6 protein-coding genes are annotated in these 6,286 nt (G+C 70.6%); 3 read left to right on the top strand and 3 right to left on the bottom strand.

The genetic code is table 11. From position 1 onward, the window contains the following. The 3 genes from OJ997_RS18490 to rfbC form a co-directional block, all read right to left on the bottom strand. Positions 1–918: AAA family ATPase (locus OJ997_RS18490; protein ID WP_270026671.1), on the bottom strand; the 918-nt coding region annotated here is incomplete at its 3' end. Positions 919–930: 12 nt separating this feature from the next. Beyond that, positions 931–1,782 (bottom strand): tRNA glutamyl-Q(34) synthetase GluQRS, encoded by an 852-nt coding sequence (gene gluQRS, locus OJ997_RS18485; RefSeq protein ID WP_270026670.1) that lies wholly within the window; start codon positions 1,780–1,782, stop codon positions 931–933. After that, complete coding sequence (gene rfbC / locus OJ997_RS18480; RefSeq protein WP_270026669.1) at positions 1,779–2,333, bottom strand: dTDP-4-dehydrorhamnose 3,5-epimerase; 555 nt, start codon at positions 2,331–2,333, stop codon at positions 1,779–1,781. The genes gluQRS and rfbC overlap by 4 nt, the downstream gene beginning before the upstream one ends. Before the next feature lie 64 nt (positions 2,334–2,397). Here rfbC and OJ997_RS18475 point away from each other — a divergent pair, with 64 nt between their 5' ends. The 3 genes from OJ997_RS18475 to OJ997_RS18465 are packed head-to-tail and all read left to right on the top strand — an operon-like array spanning position 2,398 to position 6,274. Further along, positions 2,398–3,243, top strand: coding sequence for a MurR/RpiR family transcriptional regulator (locus OJ997_RS18475; protein ID WP_270026668.1), 846 nt, complete (start codon positions 2,398–2,400; stop codon positions 3,241–3,243). A gap of 17 nt (positions 3,244–3,260) precedes the next feature. Beyond that, positions 3,261–3,935, top strand: coding sequence for an HAD family hydrolase (locus OJ997_RS18470; RefSeq protein ID WP_270026667.1), 675 nt, complete (start codon positions 3,261–3,263; stop codon positions 3,933–3,935). Beyond that, on the top strand, positions 3,932–6,274 hold the full coding sequence (locus OJ997_RS18465; RefSeq protein WP_270026666.1) for a glycoside hydrolase family 65 protein: 2,343 nt from the start codon (positions 3,932–3,934) through the stop codon (positions 6,272–6,274). The genes OJ997_RS18470 and OJ997_RS18465 overlap by 4 nt, the downstream gene beginning before the upstream one ends. Positions 6,275–6,286: the final 12 nt, after the last annotated feature.

Raw genomic sequence — 6,286 nt, 5'->3', positions numbered from 1 at the left:
GGAGTTCGTGTAGACCGGGATCTGGCCGAGCGTGATCTCGCTGCCGTTGGCCTCGTGCAGGCGCACCTCGCCGGCGCGGGCGGGCAGCGCGCGGCCGATCACGTCGACGCGGCGCGTGCTCGCCGCGGCCGCCACGAGCAGCGCGGCGCGGGTCGGCTCCGGGAGCGCTTCGAGCGCGACGGCGAACGCGCGCTCCACGCTCGTGCCGGGCGGCAACGGGTCGGACAGCGGCTCACGGCCCGCCAGCTGCGCAGCCGACAGCAACGCCGGGATCTCCAGCAACGCCAGCGGATTGCCGGCCGCGGTCGCGATCAGCCGATCGGCGACGCCCGGCACGATCGCGGCGTCGAGCAGCGCGCGAGCGTCTTCGTCGGCCAAAGGCTCCACCGCGACGCGCTCGAGCCAGGGCACCTCGACGCGGCGCGCATCGTCACGAGCCGCGGCGACCATCGCCACGCCCTCGGCGCCGAGGCGGCGGCCGGCGAACAGGAAGGCCTCGAGGCTCGGCTCGTCGAGCCACTGCACGTCGTCGACGATCGCGAGCAGCGGGCGCTCGTCGGCGGCCCTCGCCAACAACGAGAGCAGCGCGGCGGGCACGGTGAAGCGATCGGACTCCGTCGCCGGGCCGAGCGCCAACGCCGACCGCAGCGCCGCCGCCTGCACGTCCGGGATCTCGCCGACCAACCCGAGCAGCGGCGTGACCAGCTCGGCGAGGCCCGCGAAGGGGATGCCGGACTCGGACTCCAGGCCGCGCGCCTGCAGCACCGTGAACCCGTCGGCGCACGCCACCGCGTGCCGCAGCAGCTCGGTCTTGCCGATCCCGGGCGGTCCGTGCAGCAGCAACGCTCCGCTGCGCCCGGCGCGCGCGGCGTCGATGAGGGCCTTCAGGCGGGCCTGCTCGTCCGTGCGGCCGACCATGTCGGCGTGAGTCTATGGGTAGGTGGTGGGCTCGCGGGAGACCCGCGCGGGATCGAACCCGGCGAGCATGTCCCGTGGCGACGAGCCGGCCAACCCGAGCGACGCGGCCATCCACGCCACCGCGTTCTCCGGCGACACCTCGCGCAGCGTCACGTCCCCGTGCCGCTTGGCCAGCCGGCGCCCGTCCGCGCCCAGCACCAGCGGCACGTGCGCGTACGACAACTCGCTCAAGCCCAGCGCCCGGCCGAGCCAGATCTGGCGTGGGGTGGAGTCCACCAAGTCCGCACCGCGCACCACTTCCTCGACGCCCTGGGCGCCGTCGTCGACGACTACCGCGAGGTTGTAGGCGAACGCCCCGTCATTCCTTCGCACCACGAAGTCGTCGACGAAGCCCGACTGCTCACCGAGCACGCGATCGACGAACGCCACGGTCTCGCCGGAAGCCGCCACCCGCAGCGCGGGCACCCGACCCTCCGCGCGACGCCGCGCCCGGTCCTCGTCGGTCAACGCCCGGCACGTCCCCGGATACGCGCCGACCGGCCCGTGGGCCGCCGAAGCCGCCTCGGCGACCTCGGCGCGCGTGCAGAAGCACTCGTACACGTCGAGCCGTGACAACGCCTCCGCATACAAGGAAGTTCGCGCCGACTGCCAGACGACCTCCCCGTCCCAGTCGAGTCCGATCGCGGCCATGTCCGCCAGCTGCTGCTCCGCGAACCCCGGCCGCACCCGCCCGACGTCGAGGTCCTCGACCCGCACGAGGAACGACGACCCCGCCGACCGCGCGTACAGCCACGCGAGCAGCGCCGTCCGCAGGTTCCCGAGGTGCAGGACCCCCGTGGGCGACGGTGCGAAGCGCCCTCTCACACCGTGAAGGGCAGCGAGTCCGCGATGTCGCGCAGCAGCGGAGCTTCGGCGTCGCGCTGCGAATACAGCAGCTCGACGTCACCAGGCCACTCGATCCCGACGTCCGGGTCGTCGAACCGGATGCCGGCCTCGGTCGCCGGGTCGTAGTAGTTCGTGCACTTGTAGACGAAGTCCGCGACCTCGCTCAGCACGAGGAACCCGTGCCCAAAGCCGACCGGGATCCACAGCATCGCGCCGGTGACGTCCTCGAGCTCCACGGCCTCCCACTCGCCGAACGTCGACGAGCCGCGGCGCAGATCGACGACGACGTCGAGTACGCGACCTCGCGACACCCGGACGAGCTTGCCCTGACCGGGGTGCGTCTGGAAGTGGATTCCGCGCAGCGTCCCCTGCCGCGAACGCGAGTGGTTGTCCTGCACGAAGTCGGTGGGGATGCCGTGCTCACGGGCGACATCGGCGCGAAAGGTCTCCACGAAGAAGCCCCGCTCGTCGCCGTGCACCTTGGGCGCCAGCAGCACCAGTCCGTCGAGTCGAGTCTCAAGCCGTTGCATTAGATGGCAGGAGGTTAGGGAGCGACCGTCGAAAGGACGCCTCGCCATGCCGAGGACCGCCACGATGCCCCCGGCCGCCCGCGGCCATCAAACACTTTCCACGTACATCTCCGCGCGCTTCGAGGAGTTCTCACGCTCCCAGAAAGACGTGGCGCAGTACGTCGTCGATCATCTCGACGAAGTTGCCTTCCACACCGCCGAGGAACTCGCTCGGCGCGCGAACACGTCGAGCTCGACGGTCGTGCGCTTCAGCCAGGCCCTCGGGTTCGAAGGCTTTCCTGAGCTGCAAGAGGCGGCGCGCGATGAATATCGCCACCACCACCGCACCACGACCACGCCCGAGCCGTCAGCGCCGCTGTTCAGCTTGGACCAGTCGCCGTTCGAGCAGGCGATCGCCGCTGATCACGTCAACGTCGAGGACACGGCGCGGCGTGTAAGCCGCTCCGAGGTCGACGGCGCGATCGAAGCGATCGCCTCCGCCGAGAAGATCTTGATCGCCGGCACCGATCAGATGGCCTTCTTCGCCTCCTACCTGCGGCATCTGCTGATGCTGCTCGACGTCCGCGCGGAGATCGCCGCGTCCCCGTCGCAGGAGGCGCTGTCCCGCCTCGGCCGGATCGACGAGCACACGCTCGTGATCGGGCTGTCCGCGGGCCGTCCGCACCCGCTGGTGCTGCGCGCGATGAAGATCGCCCGTCACCGCCGCGCGGGCACGCTCGCGATCGTCGACGCGACGCTCTCCGACGTCGCCAAGCTGTCGGAGCGCACGCTCTACTACTCGAGCAACTCGCCGGCCTTCGTCCGCAGCCACACCGGCCTGCTGAGCATCCTGCAGGGGCTCGCGTACGGCCTCTACTCCCGGGACAGCGCGCAGTACGACGATCGCATCCGTGCGTTCCGTCTCAAGTAGGTCATAGCCTCACTGCCGTGCTGGGTCTACCAGGCGGCATCCAAGCTCTCCTCTTCGATCTGGACGGTGTCCTCACGGACACCGCCGCGGTTCACGCCAAGGCGTGGAAGCAGACGTTCGAGGACGAGGGCTATCCGTTCGACATCGCCACGGACTACGTCAAGTACGTGGATGGCAAAGCGCGCGAGGACGGGATCAGGAGCTTCCTGGCCTCGCGTGACGTGCACCTCTCCGAGAGCGAGGTGACGCGGATCGGAACTGTCAAGAACGACCTTGTCCTGCGGCTCATCCGCGAGCAGGGCGTCGAGGCCTACGAGGGCTCGCGGCGCTACCTCGAGGCGGCCGAGCAGGCGGGCCTCAAGCGCGCGCTCGTCTCCTCGAGCAACAACGCCGAGGAGGTGCTCAAGGTCACGGGCATCGACCGCTTCATGCAGGAGCGCGTGGACGGCGTGGTCAAGAGCGAGCTGGGCCTCAACGGCAAGCCCGCGCCCGACACGTTCCTCGAAGCGGCGAAGCGCCTCGGCGTCGAGCCCAAGCACGCCGCGGTATTCGAGGACGCGCTCGCCGGCGTGCAGGCGGGTCGAGCCGGCGATTTCGGGTACGTGGTCGGCGTGAACCGAGCCAACCAGGCCGAGGCCCTGAAGCAGCACGGAGCGGACGTGGTCGTCGACGACCTCGCCGAGCTGCTGTGATCGACCATCCCGCGTTCACGGTCGAGCCGTGGGCGGTCAGCGAGGAACGCCTCAAGCTCGAGGTGCTCGCGCAGACCGAGTCGGTGTTCGCGCTCTCCAACGGCCACATCGGCCTGCGCGGCAACCTCGACGAGGGCGAGCCGTTCGGCCTCCCGGGCACCTACCTCAACGGCTTCTACGAGACGCGTCCGCTGCCGTACGCCGAGGCCGGCTACGGCTACCCGGAGGACGGCCAGACGGTCGTCAACGCCACCAACGGCAAGCTCATCCGGCTGCTGGTGGACGACGAGCCGTTCGACATCCGCTACGGCGAGCTGCTCGCCCACACGCGCTCGCTGGACCTGCGCGAGGGCGTGCTGCGCCGGCATGTCCGCTGGCGCTCGCCGAGCGGCCGCGAGGTGGAGATCAACTCGACGCGGCTGGTGAGCTTCGTCCAGCGCTCGGTCGCCGCGATCCGCTTCGAGGTCAAGGTCTGCGACGACCAGCCGCTGCGGATCGTCGCCCAGTCCGAGCTCGTCGCCAACGAGCCGAACGCGATCAAGACGAAGGACCCGCGCGCCGCGTCGGCGCTCGAGGCGCCGCTGGACGCCGAGGAGCAGGAGGTCCACGACCTGCGCGTCGTGCTCGTCCACCGCACGCACAAGAGCAAGCTGCGGATGGCGGCGGGCATGGATCACGTCGTCGAGAAGGTCGACGGCATCGTCACCGGCGCGGAGGCCGGCCCCGACCTCGGCCGCGTGTGGCTCACCGCCGAGCTGCAGCCCGGCCAGACGCTGTGCTTCACGAAGTTCCTCGCGTACGGCTGGTCGAGCCGGCGCTCGCTGCCGAGCGTCCGCGACCAGGTGGACGCGGCCGTGGCGAGTGCGAAGCGCACCGGTTGGAACACGCTCGTGCGCCAACAGCGCGAGTACCTGGACCAGTTCTGGGAGCACGCGGACGTCGAGATCGACGGCGACGGCGAGCTCCAGCAGGCCGTCCGCTTCGCGCTCTTCCACACGCTGCAGGCCGGCGCCCGCGCCGAACGCCGCGCGATCCCCGCCAAGGGCCTCACCGGCCCGGGCTACGACGGCCACGCGTTCTGGGACACGGAGACGTTCGTGCTCCCGCTGCTCACCTACACGCAGCCGACCGCCGCCGCCGACGCGCTGCGCTGGCGCCACGCCACGCTCGACCTCGCGCTCGAACGCGCCAAGACGCTGGAGCTCAAGGGCGCCGCGTTCCCGTGGCGGACGATCCGCGGCCAGGAGTGCAGCGCGTACTGGCCCGCGGGCACGGCCGGCTTCCACGTCAACGCCGACATCGCCGACGCGGTCATCCGCTACGTCCGCGCCACCGGCGACGAGGAGTTCGAGGCCACGACCGGCCTGGAGCTGCTCATCCACACCGCGCGGCTGTGGCGCTCGCTCGGGCACCACGACCACGAAGGCCGCTTCCACATCGACGGCGTGACCGGCCCGGACGAATACTCGGCGATCGCCGACGACAACGTCTTCACGAACCTGATGGCCGAGCAGAACCTGCGCCACGCCGCGCTCGTGGCGTCCAAGTACACGGATCGGGCACAGCAGCTCGGGGTCGACGTGGAGGAGATCGCCGCCTGGCGCGACGCGGCCGCCGCGATCCACGTCCCGTACGACGAGCGCCTGAAGGTGCACCCGCAGGCCGCGGGCTTCACGCGCCACAAGACGTTCGCGTTCAACGGCATCCAGTACCCGCTGCTGCTGCACGTGCCGTACTTCCGGCTCTACAGCACGCAGGTGGTCAAGCAGGCCGACCTCGTGCTCGCGCTCTACATGCGCGGGAACCACTTCACGGCCGAGCAGAAGGCGCGCGACTTCGCGTACTACGAGCCGATCACGGTGCGCGACAGCTCGCTGTCCGCGTGCGCGCAGGCCGTGATCGCGGCGGAGGTCGGGCACCTAGACCTCGCCTACGACTACTTCGGCGAGGCCGCCCGGATGGACCTCGGCGACCTGATGGACAACACGCGCGACGGCCTGCACATCGCGTCGCTGGCCGGCTCGTGGATCGCGGCCGTCGCGGGCTTCGGCGGCATGCGCGACTTCGGCGGCGACCTCTCGTTCCGGCCGCGGCTGCCGAACGCGCTGTCACGGCTGGAGTTCCGGGTGCGCTACCGCAACAGCTCGATCCGGGTTCGAGTCCGCCACAAGGACGTCACCTACGAGCTGGTGGACGGCGAGCCGCTCGAGATCGTCCACTACAACGAGACGATCGTCATCGACAAGCCGGTGACCCGCGACTGGCACGTGGAGGACCCGGGTCCCGAGCCCAAGCAGCCGCCCGGGCGCGAACCCCGCCATCGACGAGTGCGTGGATAACATCGTTGCGGC

The organism is Solirubrobacter phytolaccae (genome assembly GCF_027587195.1).
GTDB lineage: Bacteria > Actinomycetota > Thermoleophilia > Solirubrobacterales > Solirubrobacteraceae > Solirubrobacter > Solirubrobacter phytolaccae.
Note: the sequence above shows the minus strand (reverse complement) of the source record. Positions and strands in the feature narration are given on the sequence as shown.

Excerpts from the sequence above, each read along its gene's own strand:
- rfbC (WP_270026669.1), bottom strand. The coding sequence starts at position 2,333 with ATGCAACGGCTTGAGACTCGACTCGACGGACTGGTGCTGCTGGCGCCC.
- OJ997_RS18475 (WP_270026668.1), top strand. The coding sequence starts at position 2,398 with ATGCCCCCGGCCGCCCGCGGCCATCAAACACTTTCCACGTACATCTCC.